The sequence below is a fragment of the Amycolatopsis sp. NPDC004368 genome, assembly GCF_053602515.1.
Window position 1 is genome coordinate 1 of the sequence record NZ_JBSGDT010000006.1, and the last position, 21734, is coordinate 21734.

The 21734-nt window shown below is 71.3% G+C and carries 23 protein-coding genes and 1 pseudogene; 10 read left to right on the forward strand and 14 right to left on the reverse strand.

The genetic code is table 11. From position 1 onward, the window contains the following. The 3 genes and pseudogenes from ACWEOE_RS11610 to ACWEOE_RS11620 form a co-directional block, all read right to left on the reverse strand. Positions 1–284 (reverse strand): annotated as a pseudogene (locus ACWEOE_RS11610) (lipoyl synthase); the annotation flags it as partial. A gap of 37 nt (positions 285–321) precedes the next feature. Continuing rightward, positions 322–1272: an oxidoreductase gene (locus ACWEOE_RS11615; protein WP_452007257.1), complete on the reverse strand. Its 951-nt coding sequence runs from the start codon at positions 1270–1272 to the stop codon at positions 322–324. Positions 1273–1306: 34 nt separating this feature from the next. Continuing rightward, positions 1307–1843, reverse strand: coding sequence for a hypothetical protein (locus ACWEOE_RS11620; protein WP_452007259.1), 537 nt, complete (start codon positions 1841–1843; stop codon positions 1307–1309). A 133-nt stretch (positions 1844–1976) separates the two neighbouring features. Between ACWEOE_RS11620 and ACWEOE_RS11625 the strand changes: the two genes are divergently transcribed. Further along, entirely contained in the window at positions 1977–2600 is a 624-nt protein-coding gene (locus ACWEOE_RS11625; RefSeq protein ID WP_452007261.1) for a TetR/AcrR family transcriptional regulator, read from the forward strand. A 59-nt stretch (positions 2601–2659) separates the two neighbouring features. Beyond that, positions 2660–3592 carry an LLM class F420-dependent oxidoreductase gene (locus tag ACWEOE_RS11630; protein WP_452007263.1) on the forward strand — a complete coding sequence of 311 codons (933 nt, stop codon included), beginning with the start codon at positions 2660–2662 and terminating at the stop codon, positions 3590–3592. Between the two features lie 43 nt (positions 3593–3635). On the opposite strand, the gene lipB is transcribed toward ACWEOE_RS11630, so the two are convergent. From lipB to lpdA, 5 genes are all read right to left on the reverse strand, one after another. Continuing rightward, on the reverse strand, positions 3636–4379 hold the full coding sequence (lipB, locus tag ACWEOE_RS11635; protein ID WP_452007265.1) for a lipoyl(octanoyl) transferase LipB: 744 nt from the start codon (positions 4377–4379) through the stop codon (positions 3636–3638). Continuing rightward, complete coding sequence (locus tag ACWEOE_RS11640) at positions 4376–5005, reverse strand: phosphatase PAP2 family protein (protein ID WP_452007267.1); 630 nt, start codon at positions 5003–5005, stop codon at positions 4376–4378. The genes lipB and ACWEOE_RS11640 overlap by 4 nt, the downstream gene beginning before the upstream one ends. Beyond that, positions 5002–5886 (reverse strand): TIGR01777 family oxidoreductase, encoded by an 885-nt coding sequence (locus ACWEOE_RS11645; protein ID WP_452007269.1) that lies wholly within the window; start codon positions 5884–5886, stop codon positions 5002–5004. Before ACWEOE_RS11645 ends, ACWEOE_RS11640 begins: the two co-directional genes overlap by 4 nt. 457 nt (positions 5887–6343) lie before the next feature. Continuing rightward, entirely contained in the window at positions 6344–8134 is a 1791-nt protein-coding gene (gene sucB, locus ACWEOE_RS11650) for a 2-oxoglutarate dehydrogenase, E2 component, dihydrolipoamide succinyltransferase (RefSeq protein ID WP_452007270.1), read from the reverse strand. Positions 8135–8190: 56 nt separating this feature from the next. Beyond that, the gene (lpdA, locus tag ACWEOE_RS11655; protein ID WP_452007272.1) at positions 8191–9564 is read right to left on the reverse strand and encodes a dihydrolipoyl dehydrogenase; all 1374 of its coding nucleotides are present in this window, start codon (positions 9562–9564) and stop codon (positions 8191–8193) included. Positions 9565–9744: 180 nt separating this feature from the next. Here lpdA and ACWEOE_RS11660 point away from each other — a divergent pair, with 180 nt between their 5' ends. Further along, a complete protein-coding gene (locus ACWEOE_RS11660) occupies positions 9745–10089 on the forward strand; it encodes an oxidoreductase (RefSeq protein ID WP_452007274.1) in 345 nt (114 codons plus the stop codon). Here the strand turns inward: ACWEOE_RS11660 and ACWEOE_RS11665 are convergent. Then, positions 10086–11060 carry an SMI1/KNR4 family protein gene (locus tag ACWEOE_RS11665; protein ID WP_452007276.1) on the reverse strand — a complete coding sequence of 325 codons (975 nt, stop codon included), beginning with the start codon at positions 11058–11060 and terminating at the stop codon, positions 10086–10088. The genes ACWEOE_RS11660 and ACWEOE_RS11665 overlap by 4 nt on opposite strands. Positions 11061–11130: 70 nt before the next feature. After that, entirely contained in the window at positions 11131–12633 is a 1503-nt protein-coding gene (locus tag ACWEOE_RS11670; protein WP_452007278.1) for a leucyl aminopeptidase, read from the reverse strand. Between the two features lie 103 nt (positions 12634–12736). Here ACWEOE_RS11670 and ACWEOE_RS11675 point away from each other — a divergent pair, with 103 nt between their 5' ends. Further along, positions 12737–13594, forward strand: a complete 858-nt coding sequence (locus ACWEOE_RS11675) for a sulfatase (RefSeq protein WP_452007280.1) — start codon at positions 12737–12739, stop codon at positions 13592–13594. Between the two features lie 64 nt (positions 13595–13658). Here the strand turns inward: ACWEOE_RS11675 and ACWEOE_RS11680 are convergent, their stop codons facing one another. Continuing rightward, positions 13659–13964 (reverse strand): hypothetical protein, encoded by a 306-nt coding sequence (locus ACWEOE_RS11680; RefSeq protein WP_452007281.1) that lies wholly within the window; start codon positions 13962–13964, stop codon positions 13659–13661. A gap of 112 nt (positions 13965–14076) precedes the next feature. Here ACWEOE_RS11680 and ACWEOE_RS11685 point away from each other — a divergent pair, with 112 nt between their 5' ends. From ACWEOE_RS11685 to ACWEOE_RS11695, 3 genes are all read left to right on the forward strand, one after another. Next, positions 14077–15180: a branched-chain amino acid aminotransferase gene (locus ACWEOE_RS11685; RefSeq protein ID WP_452007283.1), complete on the forward strand. Its 1104-nt coding sequence runs from the start codon at positions 14077–14079 to the stop codon at positions 15178–15180. Between the two features lie 298 nt (positions 15181–15478). Then, a complete protein-coding gene (locus tag ACWEOE_RS11690; protein ID WP_452007285.1) occupies positions 15479–16576 on the forward strand; it encodes a glycosyltransferase in 1098 nt (365 codons plus the stop codon). Positions 16577–16597: 21 nt separating this feature from the next. Further along, entirely contained in the window at positions 16598–16765 is a 168-nt protein-coding gene (locus ACWEOE_RS11695; protein ID WP_452007287.1) for a hypothetical protein, read from the forward strand. 21 nt (positions 16766–16786) lie between these two features. Here the strand turns inward: ACWEOE_RS11695 and cobT are convergent, their stop codons facing one another. Then, positions 16787–17869 (reverse strand): nicotinate-nucleotide--dimethylbenzimidazole phosphoribosyltransferase, encoded by a 1083-nt coding sequence (gene cobT / locus ACWEOE_RS11700; RefSeq protein ID WP_452007288.1) that lies wholly within the window; start codon positions 17867–17869, stop codon positions 16787–16789. 151 nt (positions 17870–18020) lie between these two features. Here cobT and ACWEOE_RS11705 point away from each other — a divergent pair, with 151 nt between their 5' ends. Continuing rightward, a complete protein-coding gene (locus tag ACWEOE_RS11705; RefSeq protein ID WP_452007290.1) occupies positions 18021–18431 on the forward strand; it encodes a hypothetical protein in 411 nt (136 codons plus the stop codon). A 69-nt stretch (positions 18432–18500) separates the two neighbouring features. Further along, positions 18501–19190, forward strand: a complete 690-nt coding sequence (locus ACWEOE_RS11710) for an IspD/TarI family cytidylyltransferase (RefSeq protein ID WP_452007292.1) — start codon at positions 18501–18503, stop codon at positions 19188–19190. 39 nt (positions 19191–19229) lie between these two features. Here ACWEOE_RS11710 and ACWEOE_RS11715 read toward each other — a convergent pair whose 3' ends face one another. Continuing rightward, positions 19230–20225, reverse strand: coding sequence for an aldo/keto reductase family protein (locus ACWEOE_RS11715; protein ID WP_452007294.1), 996 nt, complete (start codon positions 20223–20225; stop codon positions 19230–19232). A 136-nt stretch (positions 20226–20361) separates the two neighbouring features. After that, a complete protein-coding gene (locus ACWEOE_RS11720; RefSeq protein ID WP_452007296.1) occupies positions 20362–21351 on the reverse strand; it encodes a carbohydrate kinase family protein in 990 nt (329 codons plus the stop codon). Between the two features lie 144 nt (positions 21352–21495). On the opposite strand from ACWEOE_RS11720, the gene ACWEOE_RS11725 reads away from it, so the two are divergent. Then, positions 21496–21678 (forward strand): hypothetical protein, encoded by a 183-nt coding sequence (locus tag ACWEOE_RS11725; RefSeq protein WP_452007298.1) that lies wholly within the window; start codon positions 21496–21498, stop codon positions 21676–21678. Positions 21679–21734 lie beyond the last annotated feature (56 nt).

The following is a 21734-nucleotide window of genomic DNA, read 5'->3' on the forward strand; positions in this document are numbered from 1 at the left end:
GGCTTACCCGTGTCGATCTGACAGAAATCACACCGACGCGTGCACTGATCCCCACCGATCAAGAACGTCGCCTCACGATCCTCCCAACACTCGTAAATATTGGGACAACCCGCCTCCTCACAGACCGTGTGCAAACCTTCCCGCCGCACCAAGCCCTTCAGCTCAGTGAACTCCGGCCCCATCCGCACCCTCGTCCGGATCCACGACGGCTTCTTCTCGATCGGCGTCTCGCTGTTGCGGACCTCCAGCCGCAGCAACTTCCGCCCTTCAGGCGCAGCAGTCACGACCACCACACTACGCCCGCAGTACCGGGCGAATCGCCTACTGCGGGTCGGGCGTGACGTTCGTCAAGGTGGCCGTCAGCTCCCACAATGCGGACGCCGTGGCGAGGTCGCGGGCGGCCGCGAGCGGACGCACCTTCGTGGGGTATCCGCGGGAGCCGAAGAAACGATCGGGGCCGTAGTAGTCGCCACCCCGGACATCGGGGTGGGTGGCCGCGTAGAGCTGCGGCAGCGCGCCGTGCGCGATGTCCTGGCCCACCAGCAGGTTGCCGAGCCACATGGTCCCTTGGATGACGTTGCGGGCGAGGGCGTTGCTGTACGACTTCGCCATGGCGGACTGCAGCCCGGTCGAGGTGTAACCGGGGTGCGCGACCACGCTGATCACCGTCGAACCGGCCGCACGCAGGCGCCGGTCGAGCTCCAGGCCGAACATCTGGTCCGCGAGCTTCGACTGGCCGTAGGCGGCGCCCGTGTTGAACCGGCCGCGTTCGAAGTTCGGGTCCGCCAGGCGGATGCGCGCGCCGGTGGCGGCCATGCTCGACAGCGTGACCACGCGAGCCGCCGCAGCGCCGCGCAACGCGGGCATGAGGAGCCACGTGAGCGCGGCCGGCCCGAGGTAGTTGGTGCCGAACTGGAGCTCGAAGCCGTCGACGGTGCGACCCGGCGGCGTGCCCATCAGGCCGGCGTTGTTCACCAGCACGTCGAGCACGTCGCCGGTCAGCTCGCGCACGGTCGTGGCGGCCTTGCGCACCGACGCCAGGTCGGCGAGGTCCAGCGCCACCAGCTCGGGTGCGGGCCCGGAGGCCACCGCACGCACGCGTTCGAGCGCCGTGGCACCCCGCTCGGCCGACCGGCACGCGAGCAGCACCCGAGCGCCGTGCGCGGCGAGGACTTCCGCGGTGCGCAGGCCGAGACCCGAGTTGGCGCCGGTGATCAGCGCGGTCCGGCCGGTCTGGTCGGTCAGCTCGGCGTCGGTCCAGCGTGCGTTCATGGCTCCACCTAACTACAGGGCTGTAACTACGCGGTCACGCACTGGGCGCGAGCAGGCGCATCAGGTGCCCCATCGGGCTGCGGCGGCGCGCCGGGGCGGCCGCGCGGTCCTCGCCCTCGCGCACCAGCGAGTCGAACGCGTAGCCGACGCGCGTGAGCTCCCCGACGGGTTCACCCGGCTCGGCCAGCCCGGCCGTGAGCGCCAGCATCCGCAGCTCGCCCTCGTGCTGTGCCAACAGCGCCGGGTACCGCGGCAGCGCGCCGTCGAGCACCGCGCGCAGCGTCTCGTGCTCGGCCCGCGCCCGGCGCCACGCCCGGGCAACGGTGTCGACCTGGTCGCCCACGCCCTCGGCGGCGGCGTCCTCCGGGTCGGCCAGCTCGGCACGCAGGTACCCCCCGAGCACCTGCGTCCACTTGTACTGCAGCGCCAGCAGCAGATTCTCTTCGCAGCCGAAGGCATCTTCGGCCCCGGGGATCTCGGCGAGGGCCAGCGGTTCACCGAGGGTGCGCTTCGCGTGGCGCACGGCCGCTTCGAGGATCTCCCGGCGTCGGTAGAAGTCAGACCAGCTCATGGTGTGGGCTCCCCTTCCGTGGCCCGGGTCGTACCGCGGGTTTGCGGCATACTCCCGGTACGGACCTGACGAAAGCGAACATACCATGGGTATGGAGAACGCAGTCCGGCGTAAGGTTGTGAGGGTGCCGACAATGAGGTCCAGACGACTCGACTATTCGGAGTCCACGCGATCCGCCCTGGTCGACAGCGCCGTCGAGCTGTTCACGAAACGTGGTTACGCGGGTACCTCGCTCGATGAGGTCGCAAAACGCTCCCGCGTGACGAAGGGCGCGCTTTACCACCATTTCAGTGGCAAACAAGCGCTGTTCGAAGCCGCGTTCGACTCGGTCGAAAGCCTGGTCTACGACCGGCTCGAGAAGATCATGACGGGCCCCGGCACGCCGTGGGAGCGGGTTCTGGGTGCGCTCAACGCGTTCATCAAGAGCTGCCTCGACCCGGCGTACCAGCGCATCGCGATCCACGAGGCCCCGGTGGTGATGGGCTGGGAGCGCTGGCGCGAAGCCGAGGAGCAGTGCAGCTTCGGGCTCGTGCGTGCGGGCCTGCAGTCGCTCGTAGACGCCGGTGAGGTCGAACCCGTGCCGGTGGACATCACCGCGCGGCTGCTGTTCGGCGCGCTTTCGTCCGCGGCCACGGAGATCGCGAGCGCGGCCGATCCGAAGAAGATCGGGGAGCAGATCGAGGACGTGATCGTGCGGATGCTGCTGCGCCTGCGCACGCCCGGCGAAGCGACCGGAGAGCGACCTGCGGCGAGCTGAGCCGGGCGGTAATCGCCAATGGTCGGATCGGCAACGATTGGCGCAGCTAGGCTGGCGCCATGGACTTGAGGATCTTCACGGAGCCCCAGCAGGGCGCCACCTACGACGACCTCCTGCGGGTCGCGAAAGCGACCGAGGCCGCCGGTTTCGACGCGTTCTTCCGCAGTGACCACTACCTGAAGATGGGCGACGGCGACGGCCTGCCCGGGCCCACCGACGCGTGGGTCACGCTGGCCGGGCTCGCCCGCGAGACGCAGCGGATCCGGCTCGGCACGCTCGTCACCGCCGCGACGTTCCGCCACCCCGGCCCGCTCGCGATCTCCGTGGCGCAGGTCGACCAGATGTCGGGCGGGCGCGTGGAGTTCGGCCTCGGCGCGGGCTGGTTCGACACCGAGCACACCGCCTACGGCCTCACCCTGCCACCGCTGAAGGAGCGCTTCGACCGCTACGCGGAGCAGTTGGAGATCATCACCGGGTTGTGGAAGACGCCGGTCGGTGAGACGTACTCGTTCTCCGGTGAGCACTACACCGTCGCCGATTCACCGGCGCTGCCGAAGCCCGTGCAGTCGCCCGCGCCGCCGGTGATCATCGGTGGCGGCGGCAAGAAGCGCACGCCCGAGCTGGCCGCGCGCTTCGCCGACGAGTTCAACCTGCCGTTCGCGAGCCCGGAAGCCGCGCTGGCCCAGTTCGAGCGCGTGGCCGCCGCGGCCGAGGCCGTGGGCCGCGACCCGAAGGAGATCCTGCGGTCGGTGGCGCTCACGGTCGCGATCGGCCGGGACGACGCCGAGGTGGCGCGCCGGGCGGAGGCCATCGGCCGCGACCTGGGCGAGCTGCGTGAAAACGGCCTGGCCGGCACCGCGGCCCAGGTCGTGGAGCGCATCGGGCGGTGGCGCGAGAAGACGGGCATCACGCGGCTCTACCTGCAGGTGCTCGACCTGGCCGACCTCGACCACCTCGAGTTCATCGCCTCGGACGTGGCACCGCAGCTGTGACGCGCGCGGGTGGTGGACCGAACCGGTCCACCACCCGGCGGGCTCAGTTCTGCAGGGCGAAGGTGACGCCCGGCGCCGAGGGCGCTTCCGGGCGCGGCAGCCAGCGGTCGTCGCGCACGACCAGCTCGCCTTCGATGGCGGCCAGCACGGCGTCACGCACCAGCGGCAGCACCTCGGCCACGGTGACGTCGCGCTGCAGCTCGTACGACAGCGAGGTGACGCCGGCGTCGCGGATGCCGCAGGGCACGATCGTGTCGAACGCGCCGAGGTCGGCGTTGCAGTTCAGCTCCAGGCCGTGCATGGTCACGCCGCGCTGCACGCGGATGCCGATGGCGGCGATCTTGCGCTCGATCCCGCGGTCGTCGGCCGGGATCCACACGCCGCTGCGGCCTTCGACGCGTCCCGTGCGCACGCCGAGCTGCTCGCACACCACGATCAGCGCCTCTTCGAGCCGGCGCACGTAGTGCATCACGTCGATCGGGTCGGCGAGCTCGATGATCGGGTAGCCGACGAGCTGGCCCGGTCCGTGCCAGGTGATCTTGCCGCCGCGGTCCACGTCGATGACCGGGGTGCCGTCGGCCGGGCGGTCCTCGGGTTCGGTGCGCTTGCCCGCCGTGTACACCGACGGGTGTTCCAGCAGCAACAGGGTGTCCGGTCCGGTCCTGTCGGCGCGCGCGGTGAGGATCTCCCGCTGCAGGTCCCAGGCCTCGGTGTAGTCGATCGTGCCGAGCTCCCGCACTACGACGGGTTCGGTGGCGGCACGGCAGGAATCGGTCGAAGAACTCACTCGTCGAGGCTACGCCCGTCGCCGCGCGGAAAGGGCATGAGCCGCAGTGCCGTCGCCGACACCAGGCCCGCTCCCAGCACCGCGACCACGGCACCGACGGTGTCCGTGACCCAATGCACACCCAGCACGATCCGGCAGGCGGCCGCCAGCACGGTCGAGGCCACCGTGATCCCGGTGGCCCACCGCACGAACCGCGGCGCGACCCACCCGCACAGCAGCACCACGACCAGCCCGGTCGCGGCCACCGACACGACGTGCCCGCTCGGGTAGCTCAGGTCGGGGTACTCGCGGGGGCGCTGCCGTTCGAAGACCGGCTTGAACGCCACGCTCGTCAGCCGGCACACCACCAGCACCACCGCGAGCCGCACGCACAGCGACAGCTTCGAGCGATCCCGCAGGGCCAGCGCGAGCAGCGCCACGCCCAGCACCCACGGCAGCACCGGACCGAGCACGTTCGTCACGACCCCGGCGACCAGCCCGACCGCGTGGGTGTCCTGGCCGCGCAACGCGTCGGCGACCTCCGTGTCGAGCCCCAGCGGCTGCCGGTCGACGAGCAGGCCGAGCACCACGAACGCGGCGGACAGCACCACACCCGTGACCAGCCAGCGCACCCGCGGCACCGTCATGTCGCGGCGGCCAGCGCGCTTTCCAGCGTGCGGTGGCGGAACTCGTACCCGGTGTGCTCGAGGCGCCGGGGGAGCGCTCGCTGGCCGTACAGCGCCATTTCCTCGCCCGCTTCGCCGAGCGCGAGCTTGAGCGCGAAGCCCGGCACCCACCACGGCGCGGGCCGGTGCACGGCGTGGCCGAGCGCCTTCGTGAACTCGGCGTTGGTCACGGGTGCGGGCCCGCAGAGGTTGACCGGGCCGTGGAGCGTTTCGTGTTCGAGCGCGTGAACGATCCCGCCCACCTCGTCGTCCAGCGCGATCCACGGCATGAACTGCCGGCCGTCGCCGAGGCGCCCGCCGAGCGCGAACGTGAACAGCGGCCGCAGCACGTCGAGCAAGCCGCCTTGGCGGGCGAGCACCAGGCCGGTGCGCACCAGGACCACCCGTGCGCCTGCCTTTGCCGCCGGTGCGGTGGCGCCTTCCCATTCGGTGCAGAGCTCCGCGAGGAAGCCCTTGCCGGTGTCGGCGGTCTCGTCGACGACGGCGGAACCGGTGTTGCCGTAGTACCCGACGGCGGATCCGTTCACGAGGGTGGGGATGCCGTGCTCGGCTACGGCTTCGGCCAGGACTTCGGTGGGTTCGACGCGGCTGTCGAGGAGTTGTTGCTTGCGCATGGCGCTCCAGCGGCCGGGTAGTAGCGGCGCGCCGCAGAGGTTGACGACGGCGTCGATTCCGTCGAATGCGCCTTCGTCGATTTTTGCCGACGGGGGGTCCCAGGTGTGTTCGTCGGCTGCTTTTGCTTCGCGGCGGACCAGGCGGTGCACGTCGTGACCGGTGGTGCGCAGCCGAGTTGTCAGTGCGGTGCCGATGAGGCCGCCGGAGCCTGCGATGAGTACCCGCATGAAGGAGATCGTGTCCTATTGGTTGGAGGAGCGCACGTTCGGGCGGGTGGCGTGGGTGGTGGGCGCGAGTGGGGGCTGGGTTCGCAGGGCGAGGGGGCGGCATCCGAGGTGTGTTGGGGGTTTGGTCCTCGCGGGGCGGGTTGCGGGTTTCGGGGGTGTTGGCCTCGCAGGGCGGGTTGCTGTGGGCGTGCACCCCGAAGCTGGAGTGTGCTGACGGCCGCTGAGCCGTTGTCAAGGCGGGAAAGCGTGCCTTGACAACGGCTCGGCGGCCGCAGGGAGGCTTCGGATCGGGGTGCGGGGACGGGCCTGGGTGATACGGCCCTGCGTTGGTGAGGGGCCGTTGCGATGTCGGGGGGCAAAAGACAAAAGACAAAAGACAAAAGACAAAAGACAAAGGCAAAGACGAAAGCCCCGCACTCCGGGCGGGAGTGCGGGGCTTCGACAGACGGTTACGGCGTCAGAGGCCGAGTTCGTCTTCGAACTTGCCCTCTTCCAGGCGCTGCTTGATCGTCGTGAGGAAGCGGCCGGCGTCGGCGCCGTCGACCAGGCGGTGGTCGTAGGTGAGTGGCAGGAAGACCATCGAGCGGACGGCGATGGTGTCGTTGCCCTCGGCGTCGGAGACCACGACGGGGCGCTTCACCACGGCGCCGGTGCCGAGCATGCCCGACTGCGGCTGCACGATGATCGGCGTGTCGAACAGGGCGCCGTTGCTGCCGATGTTCGTGATGGTGAAGGTGCCGCCGGTGAGCTCGTCCGGCTTGATCTGGTTGGCGCGGGCCCGCGCGGCCAGGTCGGCGATGCGGTGCGCGAGGCCGGCCAGGCTCAGCTCGCCCGCGTCGTGGATCACGACCGAGAGCAGGCCGCGCTCGGTGTCCACCGCGATGCCCAGGTGCACGGCGCCGTGGTAGGTGATCTCCTTCGTGTCCTCGTTGTAGGACGCGTTGACGTTCGGGTGCTGCTTGAGCGCCTCGACCGTCGCCTTGGCGAAGAACGGCAGGAACGTGAGGTTCACGCCCTCGCGCTCCTTGAAGGCCGCCTTCGCGCGCTGGCGCAGCTTGGCGATCTTCGTCACGTCCACCTCGTGCACCTGCGTGAGCTGCGCGGAGATCTGCAGCGACTCGCGGGTCTTGGTGGCCGTGATCTGCCGGATCCGGCTGGCCTTCTGCACGGTGCCGCGCAGGGCGGCGACGTCCGGCGAGACGGCCGCGGCGCGCGGAGCCGGAGCAGCCGGAGCCGAGGCGGCCGGGGCCGGAGCGGCCGGAGCAGCTGCGGCGGGCGCCGGGGCGGCCGCCTTCTGCTTGGCCTCGGCCGCGGCGAGCACGTCCTGCTTGCGGATGCGGCCGCCGACACCACTGCCGGTCAGCGTGGTCAGGTCGATGTCGTGCTCGGAGGCGAGCTTGCGCACCAGCGGCGTGACGTACGGGCCGTCGGCGGAACCGTTCTCCTCGGCCTTGGCGGCCGGAGCCGGAGCCGGGGCCGGGGCGGCCTGCGGCGCCGGGGCGGCGGCGGGCGCCGGCTTGCTCTCCTGCGCCGGGGCGGGCGCGGGTGTCGGCTCGGGCTTGGGCTCGGGCTTCGGTTCCGGCTTGCTCTCCTGAGCGGGGGCAGGGGCCGGAGCCGCACTCGCGTCGCCGATCACCGCGAGGACACCGCCGACCTCGACGGTCTCGTCCTCACCGGCGCGGATCTCGAGCACCGTGCCGGCGACCGGCGACGGCACCTCGGTGTCGACCTTGTCGGTGGAGATCTCGAGCAGCGGTTCGTCGACGTCGACCGAGTCGCCGACCTGCTTCAGCCAGCGGGTCACGGTGCCCTCGGTGACGCTCTCGCCCAGCTCGGGCAGCTTCACCTCGGTGCCCTGGCCACCCGAGGCCGGCGCGGTGTCCGGACGCGAGGGGGCCTCGGCCTGAGCGGCGGGCGCCGGCTCGGGCTCGGGCGCCGCCTGCGGCTCCGGAGCGGCTTCCTGCGCGGGCGCGGCTTCCTGGGCCGGCGCGGCGGCGGGAACGCCACCGGTGCCGTCGTCGATCACGGCGAGCTCGCCGCCGACCTCGACGGTCTCGTCCTCACCGGCGCTGATCTTCACGAGCGTGCCGGCCACGGGGGACGGGACCTCGGTGTCGACCTTGTCGGTGGAGATCTCGAGCAACGGCTCGTCGACCGCGACGGTGTCGCCTTCCTGCTTCAACCACCGGGTGACGGTGCCTTCGGTGACGCTCTCCCCGAGCTCCGGCAACGTGACGGAGTAGGCCATCGTTCGCTGACTCCTCTTGATCTGTAAGTCGTGTCTTGGATTCTGCTGGTGAGACGTCAGCTGTGCACGTGCAGCGGCTTGCCCGCGAGGGCGAGGAACGCTTCACCGAGGGCCTCGGTCTGGGTGGGGTGCGCGTGGATGAGCGGGGCGACGTCCTCCGGGAACGCCTCCCAGTTGTAGACCAGCTGGGCTTCGCCGATCAGCTCGCCGACGCGGTCGCCCACCATGTGCACGCCGACGACGGGGCCGTCGGGTGCCTTGACCAGCTTCACGCCACCGGAGGTCTTGAGGATCTGGCTCTTGCCGTTGCCGCCGAGGTCGTAGGTGTAGGTGGTGACGTCGTTGCCGTACTTCTCCTTGGCCTGCGACTCGGTGAGCCCGACCGAGGCGACCTCGGGGTGCGAGTAGGTGACGCGCGGGATGCCCTTCTCGTCGATCACGCGCGGGGCGAGCCCGGCGATCTCCTCGGCGACGAAGATGCCCTGCTGGAAACCGCGGTGGGCCAGCTGCAGACCCGGCACGATGTCGCCGACGGCGTACACGTTCGGCAGGTTCGTGCGCAGGCGCTCGTCGGTGAGGACGAACCCGCGGTCGATCTTGACGCCGGCTTCCTCGTAGCCGTGGCCCGCGGAGTTGGGGCCGCGGCCGACGGCCACCAGCAGGAGGTCGGCGTCGATGGTCTCGCCGGACTCCAGCGACACGCTCACGCCGTTGTCGTCCTGCTTCGCGCCGGTGAACCGCACGCCGGTCTTGAAGGCGATCTTGCGGCGGCGGAACGCGCGCTCGAGCTGCTTGGACGCGAACTCGTCCTCGGCGGGCACCAGGCGCGGCAGGGCCTCGACCACGGTGACGTCGACGCCGAAGGAGGCCCAGACGCTGGCGAACTCCACGCCGATCACGCCGCCGCCGAGCACCACGACCTTCTTGGGCACCCAGTCGAGCGCGAGCGCCTGCTCGCTGGCGATGATGCGGCCGCCCAGCTCGAGGCCGGGCAGGGTGCGCGAGTACGAACCGGTGGCGAGGATGACGTTCTTGCCGGTGTAGCGCGTGCCCTCGACCTCGACGGTCGTGCCGCCCACGAACGTGCCGGTGCCCTCGACGAGGTTCACCTTGTGCGCCTTGGCCAGGCCCTGCAGGCCCTTGTACAGGCGGGAGATGATCCCGTCCTTGTACTTGTTGACCCCGGCGATGTCGATGCCTTCGAAGGTGGCCTTGACCCCGACCGAATCGGCCTCGCGAGTCTCGTCGGCGACTTCGGCTGCGTGCAGCAGGGCCTTGGTCGGGATGCACCCGCGGTGCAGGCAGGTCCCGCCCAGCTTGTCCTTCTCGATCAGCGTGACGGAAAGGCCCAGCTCGGCCGCGCGGAAAGCCGCGGCGTAGCCGCCCGATCCGCCTCCCAGGATCACAAGGTCGGCGGAGGTGTCGCTCACTTCAATAACTCCTCGGCAGCGGTAGGGGTGAAGCTCGGTTGCCGCGCCACCCCGGTATAACCGCGCGCGCGACACCAGCCATCTTGTCACTACGCCGATCCGGCCGACCAACCCGGCCGTGCGACACCGACCACACCTGATCGTGGGAATAATGGAGTTCGTACTCCTGCAGGAAGAGAGGTGGTCGGAGTGGGGATCTTCGACTCGTTGCGCCGGCGCGGCCGAGGCGGCGGACGACCGGGAACGACGCGCAAGGCCACCTCGGAAGACACCCGTCACCTGGAGGAATGGGCCTCGACGCGGCGCGGGGTCGAGGCGTACGTCGAACCCCGCACCACCGTGACGGAAACCACTGTGGTCCTCATCGCCCACGACGGCGAATGGACCCGTCGCCGCATCGGCAGCCTCCAGGCGGCGCTGCACTTCGGGGACAAGCGGTCCATACCCGTGTACGAGGTGTCGCGCGTCGGCTACCCGAAGCGCATGCGTGAGTACACCGAGCGCAAGAAGCGGGGGCAGGTCTAGCGGCTCGCTTCCAGCAGGCCGAGGTGGTGTTCCAGCAGCGCGCGGAACGACGGGTGCGCGGTGCTGCCGAACGCGAGGTCGACCTCCACCGCGTGGCCGGTCGCGGTCAGCAGCACGAACGCGGGGTCGGAGACGATGACGACGCCGCTGTCGGCGCGCAGCTCGTGAGCGGGCAGCAGGCGCGGGAAGGTGACGTCGTCGGGGAGGCCGTTCGCCGTGAGCAGGAACTTGCGGTAGTCCGCGGGCAGTGCGGTGCCGAGCCTTCGTTCGGCTGCTGCGACCTCCGCTTCGGACGCCGCCGGCGGCGCGGTCTGGTCGCGTTCGAGCATGATCGCCGCGATGAGCTCGGGCCAGCTGTCCGCGTGCGTCGGGTAGCGCTCGCGCAGCGCGGCGATCAGCGCGCCGGCGCACTGGTCGGGCCACTCCGGGCCGAGACCCAGCGGATCGGCGCCGGCGACGAGCCGCGGGGCCAGCGCACGCGTCGCGGCCAACGTGGCGACGTCCGGGGCCGGGTGGTTCTCGGTGAGCTCCGCCCACCGTTCGAGGTCGCCTTCGGTCAGCGCCGCGCGGACGCGGTCGGGCCGTCCGGGCGCCAGCGCGGCCACGACGTCCGCGACGGGTGAGCCGTCGAGGACACCGTCCAGATCGGACACCTTCCGGGTCAGGAACGCCTGGTGTGCCGTCTCTTCGGCATCGAGGTCGAGTGGGGCGAGGGCATCCGCCCACTGTGGACGGACGCCGCGGGCCTCGAACAGCATCGCCCACGCACGCGCCCGCACGGCGTCGTCGGCGAGCTGCGTGACCGGCCGGTCCGTGACCGCGCGCCAGTGGGCGACGAGCCGATCCGCGGCCGTTCCCGCCCCGGCCGTGGCGAGCAGCAGCGCGGCGTGCCCGACGCGCCGGTCGAGTGCCGGCTCGTCGGCGGTGAGGACGTCGCGGATCGCGGCTTCGAGGTAGGCGTCACGGTCCATGGCCGCGAGGGTGCCACAAAGGAAGGCCCCTCACCGCGAAAGGTGAGGGGCCCTCGACAGAAGGAAAGCGTCAGCCGCGCTCGGCGATGTCGGCCAGCACGGCGGCGATGGTGCGGACCGGGACACCCGTGCCGCCCTTGCCGGTGTAGCCCCACGGGCCGCCGGTGTTGAACGCCGGGCCCGCGACGTCGATGTGGGCCCACGGCAGGCCCTCGGCCACGAACTCCTTGAGGAACAGGCCGGCCGCGAGCATGCCGCCCCAGCGGTGGCCCGTGACGTTGGCCAGGTCGGCCAGGCGCGAGTCGAGGTCGGCGCGCAGCTCCTCGGGCAGCGGCATGGCCCAGCCGCCCTCGCCGGTGGCCTGCATGATGCCCGCGACGCGGTCGCGGAACTCGTCGGAGCCCATCACGCCGGCGGTGCGGTTGCCGAGCGCCACGACCTGGGCGCCGGTGAGCGTGGCCGTCTCGATGAGGTAGTCGGGGTTCTCCTCGGCGGCGCGCACCATCGCGTCGGCCAGCACCAGGCGGCCCTCGGCGTCGGTGTTGAGGACCTCGACGGTCTTGCCGCCGTACATGGTCAGCACGTCGCCGGGCCGGTACGAGCTGCCCGAGGGCAGGTTCTCCGCCAGCGGGATGTGCGCGGTGACCTCGAGCGGGTACTTCAGCTTCGCGGCCAGCACCACCGACGCGAGCACGGCGGCCGCGCCCGACATGTCCGAGGTCATGTGGTCCATGCCCGCGGCCGGCTTGATCGAGATGCCGCCCGAGTCGAACGTGATGCCCTTGCCGACCAGCGCCACGCGCTTGCTCGCCTTCGCCGGCTTCCAGCCCACGCGCAGCAGGCGCGGCGGCCGGGCCGAACCGCCGCCGACACCCAGGATGCCGCCGAAGCCCTTGCGCTTCAGCTGCTTCTCGTCGAGCACCTCGAAGTCGAGGCCGTTGTCCTCGGCGAGCTTCCTCGCGCGGTCGGCGAACGACGCCGGGAACAGGTCGTTGGGTGGGGTGTTGATCAGGTCGCGGGTGATGATCACCGACTCGGCGATCGCGGTGGCGGCCTTCAGCGTCGCCTTGTGCTCACGCGCGGTGCCGTCCTCCGGGCTGACGAAGTCGGCCTTGGCCAGCGGGGCGTCGCCCTTCGAAGAGCGGTACTCGGTGAAGGTGTACGCGCCGAGCGCGGTGCCCTCGACGGCGGCCTGCAGGTCGAGCGTCGAGAGCGTGACGAACGCACGCTCCGTGCCGGCGAGCGCGCGGGCCGCGGCACCGGCGGCGCGGCGGACCTGCTCGGCCGTGACGGCACCGTCGGTGGCCTTGCCCAGGCCCACGGCCAGCACGACACCGGCGGCGAGCTTGCCCAGTGTCGGCAGCTTCACGACCTGCTCGGCCTTGCCGGTGGCGCCGAGCGTGGCGAGCACCTCGGCGAGCTTGCCGTCGAACGCGGCGTCGGCGACCCCGGCTCCGGCGGCGAGCAGCGGGCCGTCCTCGCCCTGGAGGGTGCCGATCACGACCACGTCGGCGCGGGTTTTGGCGAGCGCCGCCTCGGTGTTCTCGGTGAGGGCAAGCTTCGGCACGGTCACTTCTGGCTCCTCGCGCTGTCGCGGTGGGTACCGGGCCACGTGCCCGGACGGATCGTGAGCCATGCTAATGACACGGGCGGGCGGACGTCGGAAGGGGACCATCGTGCGACTCGGGGGCGGGCTCCTCGTGGTGCTGGCGGTGGGGGCCGCCGGGGCCGGTTACTGGGTGCTGGCCGGGGTCGTGCTGGCCGCGATCGTCGCCGCGGTCACGGCGCGGCTGCCCGCGCTCGGCGGCACCCCGGTGGAGCGGTACTTCGGTGGTATCGCGCGGTTGGCACTGGTCGTGGTGCAGGCGATCGTCTTCGGGGCGTACGTGGTCCCGGCCCAGCCTGTGTACGCGGCGGGTGCGCTCGTGGTGGTGGTCGCCGTGGCCGACTTCGCGGGCCTGAAGCTGCCGGCCGTGGTGACCCGCTGGGTCACCGTGGTGCTGATCGCGGCCGCGGTGGTGCTGATCGTGCTGTGCGCCGCGATCGCCCCGGTCGTGACGGTGGCGCCGATCGGCGCGCCGAGTGTCCTCGGGATTTTCCTGGCGGCCGTGACGACGCTGCCGTTCCTGGTGCCGGTGGCGACCGACCGGGTAACGGTGCGCGCACTGACGCTCGGCGGCCTGGCTGTGCTGGTCGCGCTCGTCGCCCTCGTGCAACTCGGCCCGGTGCGGCTGGGGCTTTCGGCCACCTCGATCCGCGACCTGCTCTACGCCGCCGACGCGGGACAGCTGCAGCCGCTGCTCACCGTGGTCGCCGTGCTGGCGACGGTGCCCGCCGCGCTCACCACGTTCACCGAAGTTCGTGAGCGCTCCGCACCCGACAAGGGCTGGCGCGCCGCCGCGCTTGCAGGTGTCACGCTCGCCGCCGCGCTGTTCGCGAGAGTGGACGTCGTGCTGGCTGTTGCCGGGGCGGCCACGGTGCTGGAACTGGGGCTGCGGGCCCGCCGCTACCGTGAGGCGCGTGCCCGAGAGTGATCAGCGCTGGGCATGGGGGAGCAGACCTGCCCGCGGCCCTGCTTTGAGCTGCGGGGCTGGAAGCTCAGAGCACCATCAGCAGCAGGAGCCCGGTGAGCACGATGTTCACCACGAGCAGGATGACCACCGACCGGGTCGGCAGGTTCCGCGCGAACACCTGGCCGTGGAGGCTGCGCCACCAGTACACGCCGAAGCCGCCGGCAACGAGGCCGAGGAATCCGCCGAAGCCGCTGCTCAGCAGGGCCCAGCCCACCATGCCGAGCAGACCGACGCCGAACGTCAGCAGCACCGCGGTCGCGAAGATCTTCACGTCGAGGCCGACGCCCGGCTGAGCGGGTCGGCGTCCCTGGGAGGTCGCTGGGAAGCTCACCGGTCCATCGTAAGGGCATTCGCGTCTCACGCACCGAACGTGCGGGTGTGCGGCGGGTGAAACAGGAGGTCTTCCGACTAACGCGCTTCCGACCAAGCGCTAAAGTTGGGCCATGACGACAGCGACGCAGTTCTCCCGAGTCCCGCATCCGCACCCCGCGACTCCCGAGCGCGTCGCGGAGGTACTCGACAAGCCCGGGTTCGGTCTGTACTTCACCGACCACATGGTCACGATCCGCTGGAGCGAGGACCGCGGCTGGCACGACGCCAAGGTCGGGCCGTACGAGCCGTTCTCCCTCGACCCGGCCACGTCGGTGCTGCACTACGGCCAGGCCATCTTCGAAGGCCTCAAGGCCTACCGCCAGGCCGACGGCACCGTCGCCGCGTTCCGGCCCGACGCCAACGCCGAGCGGTTCCAGGCCTCGGCCGAGCGCCTGGCCATGCCGCAGCTGCCCGTGGAGACTTTCCTCGAGTCGCTGCGCGAGCTGATCGCGGTCGACGAGCGCTGGGTGCCCACCCGCAAGGGCGACTCGCTGTACCTGCGCCCGTTCATGATCTCGACCTCGACGGGGCTCGGCGTGAACAAGCCGGCCACCGAGTACCTGTACACACTCATCGCCTCGCCCGCCGGCTCGTACTTCGCCGGTGGCGTGAAGCCGGTCAGCGTGTGGCTGTCCACGGAGTACGTGCGCGCGGCCCCCGGTGGCACCGGTGCGGCGAAGTGCGCCGGCAACTACGCGGCGTCGTTCGTGGCGCAGGCGCAGGCCGTGGAGAAGGGCTGCGACCAGGTGGTGTGGCTCGACGCCGTCGAGCGCCGCTGGGTCGAGGAGATGGGCGGGATGAACCTGTTCTTCGTCTTCGGCACGGGTGAGAACGCCCGCGTGGTCACGCCCGAGCTCTCCGGCTCGCTGCTGCCGGGCATCACGCGCAAATCGCTGCTGAAGGTGGCCGAGGCCGCGGGGCACCGCGTGGAGGAGCGCCGGATCTCCACCGACGAGTGGGAGAAGGCCGCCGCCTCCGGTGAGCTGACCGAGGTGTTCGCCTGCGGCACCGCGGCCGTGATCACGCCCGTCGGGTTCGTGAAGCACGCCGGCGGCGAGTTCACGATCGGCGACGGGCAGCCGGGCCCGATCACGATGAAGCTGCGGGAAGAGCTGGTCGGCATGCAGGAAGGCGACCGCGCCTTCCCCGACGGCTGGATGCTCCCGCTCACCTGATCCCGTTGTCCGACCCAAGGCCGCCCGGGTTCGTCCCGGGCGGCCTTTTTCCTGTTCCGTTCACTTACCTTGCGTGACTATCGCGAGGTGGCGGTTGATGCTTGACGTGGGCTGGGTAACCCCAGGTCAGATGCCCGCGTCAGCGTTACCCGGCGAGGGGTTTTCACCCACAAGGGTGGGATGTTGAAGTTTCACGTAGCGTTCCGTGTCCGTCGGCGACGTACCTGCCGAGCGCGACCGCCGTGTGGGCCCGCGCGAACCCGCCGCACCGCGGCCGCGCACCGGAGGACCCACCTGCATGGCAGCACTCACCCTGGCCGAACCGCGCCCCGGTCGGCACCGGGCCGGCAGCGCGCGGGTCGTGGCCCTCATACCCGCGCACGACGAAGAAGCCCAGATCGCCACGACGATCGCCGCCCTGCGTGCGCAGGAACGGCCCGTGGACGAGATCGTCGTCGTCACCGACAACTGCACCGACGGCACCGCCGCCATCGCCCTCGGCGCCGGGGTGCGCGTGCGTGCGTCAGTCGGCAACCAGCACAAGAAGGCCGGTGCGCTCAACCAGGCGCTGGCCTGGTTGTTGCCGCGGCTCGACGAGGACGACGTGATCCTCGTGCAGGACGCCGACTCCACTTTGGACCCGCAGTTCGTGCGCGCGGCGCTGAGCCGCCTCGACCGCGGCTACGGCGGGGTCGGCGGCGTGTTCCGCGGCGGGCCCGGCGGCGGGTTCGTGGGCCACCTGCAGCGCAACGAATACGCGCGCTACGCCCGCGACGTGCGTCGCCTACGCGGCAAGTGCCTGGTGCTGACCGGCACCGCCGCGATGTTCCGCGTCGGTACGCTGCGCCAGGTTTCGGCCGCCCGTCTCGCCGGCACGCTCCCGGCGGGCGACGGCGCCGGCGGGATCTACGACACCACCGTGCTCACCGAGGACAACGAACTCACCTTCGCCCTGCTGCACCTGGGCCACCGCGTGATCTCGCCCGCGGCGTGCACGCTCGAGACCGAGGTCATGACGAGCTGGCGCGACCTGTGGCTGCAGCGCCTGCGCTGGAAGCGCGGCGCGGTCGAGAACTGTGTCCAATACGGACTCACGCGCGTCACTTGGCGCTACTGGGGCCGGCAGCTGCTGACCATGGCCGGCGTGCTCGTGTCCCTGGTCTACCTGGCGACGATCGTGGTCGGACTGTGCCAGGGCGGTCTGCACCTGCAGCCGCTGTGGCTCGCCATTTCGGGGATCTTCGTGGTGGAGCGGGTGGTGACCGTCCGCTACCGCGGCTGGCGCCGGATGCTGCTGGCCGCCTCGATGTACGAGCTGGTCCTCGACTACTTCCTGCAGGCCTGCCACGCCAAGGCCTGCATCGACGCCCTCTTGCGCACCCGCAAGAGCTGGTAACTCACGAGAAGAGAGAACAACATGTACCAGAAGATCGGCGCCGCGAGCGCGGCCGGAGTGACCGGCGGCCTCGCCTACACCGGCGTCAGCGTGCTGTGGCTCGTGCTGGCCGGGTTCGCCCTGCTGGCCGCGGGCGTCGCGCTCACGCGCATCGTCCCGGTCCTGCGGCGGCGGTCGACCGAGGACTGAGGGCCGACCGCCGACCCGGGATCAGGACGCGGGCACCTGCTCGGCGAGCGGGCCGGACACCCCGGACTGCTCGTGCGTGGTCATCTCCGCCAGCACGCGGGCGGCCATCATCAGCAGCGGCAGCGCCGTGACGGCGCCGGTGCCTTCACCGAGGCGCACGTCGAGGTCGAGCAGCCCGCCGAGGTCCAGGTGCTCCAGCGCGAGGGCGTGGGCGGGCTCGCCGGTGAGCTGGCCCGACATCCACCAGCGGCGGGCGCCGGGGGCGAGCTCCTCGGCCACCATCGCGGCCGCGCAGACGACGAGCCCGTCGAGCACTACGGGGGTGCGGCGCACGGCCGCCTGGGCGAGGAAGCCCGCCATGGCCGCGATGTCGGCGCCGCCGGAGGTGCGCAGGAGCGCGAGCGGGTCGGCCAGCACCACGCGGGCGCGGCGCAGCGCGTCGCGCACGGCCGCCGCCTTGCGCATCCACGCGTTGTCGTCGATGCCCGAGCCGCGCCCCACCACGGCCACGGGCTCGGTGCCGGTCAGCGCGGCGACCAGCACCGACGCCGGGGTGCTGTTGCCGATGCCCAGGTCACCCGCGATGAGCAGGTCGGCGCCGCCGTCCACCTCCGCGTCGGCGACCTTCATCCCGGCCTGCACGGCGGCGCGCACCTCGGCGTCGGTCAGAGCGTCTTCGACGTCGATCGAGCCGGAGCCGCGCCGGACCTTGTACTCGCCGATCGAGCGCATGGCCGACTCTTCGGTGTCCACGGCCATGTCGACCACGCGCACGCTCGCGCCGGCCGCCGCGGCGAGCACGTTGATGGCCGCGCCGCCGGTGAGCATGGTCCCCACGAGCTGCGCCGTGACCTCGGCCGGATAAGCGGACACGCCCTTCTTCGCGATGCCGTGGTCGCCGGCGAACACCACGACCCGCGGCCGTGTGAACGGCCGCGGCGGCGCCTGGCCCTGGCACGACGAGATCCACACGCCGAGCTCCTCGAGCCGGCCGAGTGACCCCGCGGGCTTCACGAGCTTGCCGTGCAGGGCGATGGCTGCCGACCGGGCCTGGTCGCTGGGGGGTTCGATCTCGCCGAACTCGATGCTGGTGTCCGCGTCCACGCCGGGCCTTCCTCTCGCGCGAGTCCTCGGTGGTCAACCTACCGGCCGCCCCGGGAAAAACTTCCGCGGCCGTGTCGAATCGCGCAGCCGCCGTACGACGCCGCCACGAGAGCCGCCCAGCGCGAGCGGAACCGGACGAGGGCGGCACCTGATGGGCAGGATCGTGAACTCGACGTACCTGACGCTCGACGGCGACATCACCAACATGGCCGCCTGGCACTGGGATTGCTGTGCCGGCTACTGCCAATCCGGCCACAGCCACGAGGGGGCGCGTGCCCGGCGAGGTGACCTCCGGTTGGGTCCGCGCCGACGCCCTCATCATGGGCCGCCGGACCTACCACGGCTTTTCGGCTTCGTGGCCGGGATCCGCGAGGTCAAGGCGCGCACCGACCGCGACCTCCTGCAGTACGGCTTCGGCGACGTCACGCGGCTGCTGCCGGCCCACGGTCTGCTCGACGAGCTGCGCGTGTGGCTGCACCCGGTGATCTTCGGCGCGGCCAAACCCGACGAGCTGCTCTACCGCGACGTGGCACGGGCGAACTTCGCCTTCAACGGCAAGTAATGTGCACAGCACCGGGCTGGTGATCCTCAGCTACCCGCCGGTGGCCGCGGCCCAGTAGGGTCGCCGACCGTGGAGACGACAGCGGCAGGGGTCGTGCTGGCCAGTGGCGCCGGCACGCGGGTCGGCGCGGCGCTGAACAAGGTGTACCTGCCGATGGCGGGCCGCCGGGTCGTGGCGTGGTCGCTGGCCGCGTTCGCCGCGGTGGCCGAGATCGGCGTGCTGGTGCTCGTGATCCGCGAGCAGGACGCGGCGCTGGCCGAAGAGGTGCTGGCTGCGCACCCGGGTGCGGTGGAGGTCGTGACCGGGGGCGCCACGCGGCAGGGGTCCGAGCTCAACGCCCTGCGCCACCTCGCGCCGCGCATCACCGCCGGGGGCATCGACGCCGTGCTGATCCACGACGCGGCCCGTCCGCTGGCCACCCCGGCCCTGATCGAAGACGTGCTGGCCCAGACCCGCCACCACGGTGGCGCCGTGCCGGGCCTGGCCGCCGACGACGTGGTGGCGATGGCGGCCGACGGTTCGATCGCCGCGCCGGTGCCGGGAGCCATCCGCGTGCAGACCCCGCAGGGTTTCCGCGCCGGGCCGCTGCTGGCCGCCTACGAACAGGCCGAGGCCGAGGGTTTCCTGGGCACGGACACGGCTTCGTGCATGGAACGGTTCTCCGCGCTGCCGGTGCGCTGGGTGCCCGGCAGCGCGGAGAACCTGAAGATCACCTACCCGCACGACCTCGCAGTCGCCGAGCGGTTGCTGTCCCGCTGAGCAGGCCGTCCGTTCGGGCGGCCCGTCCGGCGTCGGACCTCAGAGGGACGGGCTGCGGGTCAGCGAAGCGTCGCGTTCCACAACGGACTCGAGGGCCTCGTCGATCTTGGCCAGCAGGTCCGCGTCGAGTTTCACGCCGGCGGCCTTGACGTTCTCGTGCACCTGCTCCGGGCGCGAGGCGCCGATGATCGCGGAGGCGACGTTCGGGTTCTGCAGGACCCACGCCACGGCCAGCTGCGCCATGCTCAGCCCGGCTGCCTGAGCCAGCGGCTCCAGCTTGGCGACGGCGGTCAGCGTCTCGTCGTCGAGGAAGCGCTTGACCATGTTCGCGCCGCCGTTCTGGTCGGTCGCGCGCGAACCCTCGGGGTGGGGCTGACCCGCCTTGTACTTGCCGGTGAGCACACCCTGCGCGATCGGCGACCAGACGATCTGGCTCAACCCCTCGCGCTCGGACGCCGGCACGACCTGCGATTCGATCACGCGCCACAGCATCGAGTACTGCGGCTGGTTGGAGATGAACGGCACCTTCAGCTCACGGGCGAGCGCGGCGCCCTGCGTGATCTGGTCGGCCGACCACTCCGAGACGCCGATGTAGAGCACCTTGCCCTGGCGGACGAGGTCGGCGAACGCGACCATCGTCTCTTCGAGCGGGGTGTTGTGGTCGAACCGGTGGGCCTGGTAGAGGTCGAGGTAGTCGGTGCCGAGCCGCTGCAGTGACGCGGTGGCCGACTCCATGATGTGCTTGCGCGAGAGGCCCTTGTCGTTCTGGCCCTTGGGGCCGGTGGGCCAGAAGACCTTGGTGAAGATCTCGAGGCTCTCCCGGCGCTGGCCCTTCAGCCCGCGTCCGAGCACCGACTCCGCCGCCGTGTTGGCGTACACGTCGGCCGTGTCGAAGGTCGTGATGCCGGCGTCGAGCGCCGCCTTGATGCAGGCCTGGGCCTGCTCCTCTTCGACCTGGGACCCGTGGGTGAGCCAGTTGCCGTAGGAGATCTCACTGATGTTGAGGCCGCTGCGGCCGAGGCGTCGAAACTCCATGACCGCCAGCCTAGGCGGAGGTTGTTCGCGTTGCTAACGAACCTCCCCGGTCGGGCAGTGGTGGTGCTCACGGGCCGCCGTATCGCGCAGGAAGGGGCTGTCCCGACCACGGGCCGGCCCCTTCCCCGAACCGAGGTCAGGCGGGCAGCACCGGAGCGATCTCGTCCGCCGCCGCCGGGCCGAAGGCCTCGCCCAGGCGGGCCAGGGCGTCGGCGCGGTCGAAGGTCCACTCCTGCGTGCCCACGGTCTCCAGCACGAGCACCGCGATCAGCGAGCCGAGCTGCGCGGCGCGCTCCAGCTCGAGCCCGCCCTCGAGGGCGGCGAGGAAGCCGGCGCGGAAACCGTCGCCGACGCCGGTCGGGTCGGCCTTGCCGCGCTCCGGGACGGCGCCGATCTGCAGGGCGAGGCCGTCGCGGCCGACGATCTCCACGCCCTTCTCGCCGAGGGTGGTGATGCGCATGCCGACGCGCTCCAGCACGTCGGCCTCGGTCCAGCCCGACTTCTGCAGGAGCAGCTCCCACTCGTAGTCGTTGCTGAACAGGTACTTGGCGCCGGCGACGAACTCGCGCACCTGGGCGCCGTCCATGCGGGCCAGCTGCTGCGACGGGTCGACGGCGAAGGTGTAGCCGCGCTGGCGGCACTCCTGGGCGTGGCGGACCATGCCCTCGGGGTCGTCCGGGCTGATCAGCACGAGGCTGAGCGCACCGGCGCGGTCGGCGATGGGCTTGAGCTCGATGTTGCGCGACTCGGCCATGGCGCCGGCGTAGAACGTGGCGATCTGACACAGGTCCTCGTCGGTGGTGCACACGAACCGCGCGGTGTGCGCGACTTCGGACACGAGCACCCCGGTCGTGTCCACGCCGTGGCGCTCCAGCCACGACGCGTAGTCGGCCCAGTCGGAGCCCACGGCCCCCACCAGCACGGGGTTGACCCCCAGCACACCCAGCCCGAAGGCGATGTTGGCGCCGATGCCGCCGCGGCGGACGACGAGGTCGTCGGCCAGGAAGCTCAGGGACACCCGGTGGAGCTGTTCGGCCACCAGTTGCTCGGCGAACCTGCCGGGGAAGTGCATCAGGTGATCGGTTGCGATGCTGCCGGACACGGCGATCCTGGCCTTGTCTGCCACCGGTTCTCCTTTGGGTGTCGTTTCGTGTCGCTCTGGCGCGGTTACCCGCAGGTCATGACCCGTCCGGGTAGTTCCCGCACCGCGGCCGACACTACCGGCTGGTACCGCTTTCCCAGTCGCGAGCGGATCAATAGCGTTACGGAAGTGAACACGGCCACTGAACCGGAAGACCTCGGCGAGCTGATCGCCGACTGCGCCCACATCCCGTCCGCGCTGCGCAGCGAGGGACTCACCACCGACCGCATGCCGCACCCGCGAGCCGCGCGGCCGTGGACCGTCGACGACGCCTGCCACGCGCAGGTCGCCGACCTCGACGCCTACGTCTGATCCCCAGCTCAGGCCCTGGGCAGCCAGGCACGAAGAAGGGCCCCGGCCGCGCTGGC